Raw genomic sequence first — 1,915 nt, 5'->3', positions numbered from 1 at the left:
AACGGATGGTAGTCGTGGTGTCGAGCACGAGCTGCAGGTGATCCGTGGCGGGGACGGACGCGCGGATTGAAGGCAGCTCTTTCTTGATGCGATCGACGGTATCGAGCACGTTCGCATTCGGGAGCCTGAACACCAGCAGGATGACTGACGGCTTGCCGTTGACATACCCCGCCGATCGAAGCGTTTGTACGGAATCGTAGACATGGGCAACATCACGCAGACGCACCACCGCGCCGTTGCTCGACCCTACGACCAGCGGCGCAAAATCCCGGGCTGTGGAAATCTGGTCGTTCGCGATGATGTCGGCTGTCGTCAGTTCATCGCTGAACTGCCCCTTCGGCCGGTTCGAGTTTTGTACCGACAGGGCCTGGGCAACATTTTGCGTGCCGATGCCATAACTATTGAGCTGGCTCGGATTCAGATCGACCCGCACCGCAGGAAGCGAGCTGCCCACCACCTGGACCTGCCCGACTCCGTCCACCTGCGATATTTTCTGCTGGATGATCGACGACGCAAGGTCGTAGAGCTTGCCCCGATCGGCGGAATCCGAGGTCAGGCTCAAGACCATGATCGGCGCGATCGCCGAGTTGATCTTTCGATAAGTCGGGTTCGATGGCAAGTTGGCCGGCAGGTCGGTACGCGCCGCATTGATGGCCGCCTCGACATCCCGTGCCGCGCCATCCACGTCGCGGCTGAGATCGAACTGCAGCGTCACCGAGGTCACGCCTAGCGTGCTGGATGACGTCATCTGTGTCACGCCGGCGATATGACCGAACTGGCGCTCGAGCGGCGTTGCGATCGACGACGCCATGACTTCCGGACTCGCTCCCGGCAACGTGGCCGCCACCGTGATGGTTGCAAAGTCGACTTGGGGAAGCGAAGCCACCGGCAGTTGCTTGAACGCGATCGCCCCGGCGAACACGATGGCAAAGGCCATCAGCGTCGTCGCAACCGGTCGCTTGATGAAAATCGAGGAGATGTTCATCGCGGTTCATCGACTGATTGATGCCCGAACGGAGGCGCCCTTCTGCGTGTCATGCGCGTCGCGAGCCGATCGAAGAAGACGTAGATGACGGGTGTTGTGTAAAGCGTAAGCGCCTGACTCAACAAAAGGCCCCCGACCATCGCAATGCCCAGCGGCCGACGCAATTCCGAACCGATGCCCGTGCCGAACGCGAGCGGTAGTCCGGCAAACAGGGCGCAGAGCGTTGTCATCATGATCGGCCGAAACCGTAGTTGAGACGCTTCGAAGACAGCCTCGACCGCGCTCTTGCCGCCCGTTCTTTGGGCCTCGAGCGCGAAGTCGACAAGCATGATGCCGTTCTTCTTCACAATACCAATGAGCAAGATAATCCCGATCACCGCAATGATGCCGAGGTCCTCATGGAACAGACGCAGCGCCAGCAGTGCACCGACACCCGCCGAAGGCAAGGTGGAAAGAATGGTGATCGGATGAATGAAACTTTCGTACAGGATCCCCAGGACGATATAGACCGCGACCAGGGCGGCGAGAATCAGGACCGATTCATTTGAGCCGATGTCTTCGTAAGCGGCCGCCGTGCCCTGGAAGCTCGATTGCACGCTCGCCGGCATATTCAATTCGCGTTGAGCCGTTTGAATAGCCGCGACGGCCTGACCGAGCGACGCGCCCGGGGCCACGTTGAACGAGAGCGTGACGACCGGAAACTGGCCCTGGTGAGCAACGGTCAGTGGCGACGATTGGGTAACGAAGCGGCTGATTGCACCAAGGGGCACCGGCGTGGACTGTGAGGTCGATGATGTGCTGGACGAATTGGATCCCGAAGTATTGCTCGAGTTCGAATTGTTCGAGCTTGAACTGGCGCTGGAAGACGAGCCTGAAGAGGACCCTGAAGTGGACGAGCGAGGCGCAAGGACGGTGGCCGGCGTGGTCGCC

The 1,915-nt window shown here is 60.3% G+C and carries 2 protein-coding genes; both read right to left on the bottom strand.

Annotated features, from left to right (window positions below):
* A partial coding sequence (locus WCA53_RS25375) for an efflux RND transporter permease subunit (protein ID WP_423916904.1) occupies window positions 1–985 on the bottom strand: 985 nt, incomplete at its 3' end.
* A partial coding sequence (locus WCA53_RS25370; RefSeq protein WP_423916902.1) for an efflux RND transporter permease subunit occupies window positions 982–1,915 on the bottom strand: 934 nt, incomplete at its 5' end. The genes WCA53_RS25375 and WCA53_RS25370, both read right to left, overlap by 4 nt.

Origin of the sequence: Caballeronia sp. (assembly GCF_049581465.1) — a bacterium.
In the GTDB taxonomy this organism is placed as follows: Bacteria; Pseudomonadota; Gammaproteobacteria; order Burkholderiales; family Burkholderiaceae; genus Caballeronia.
Note: the sequence above shows the minus strand (reverse complement) of the source record. Positions and strands in the feature narration are given on the sequence as shown.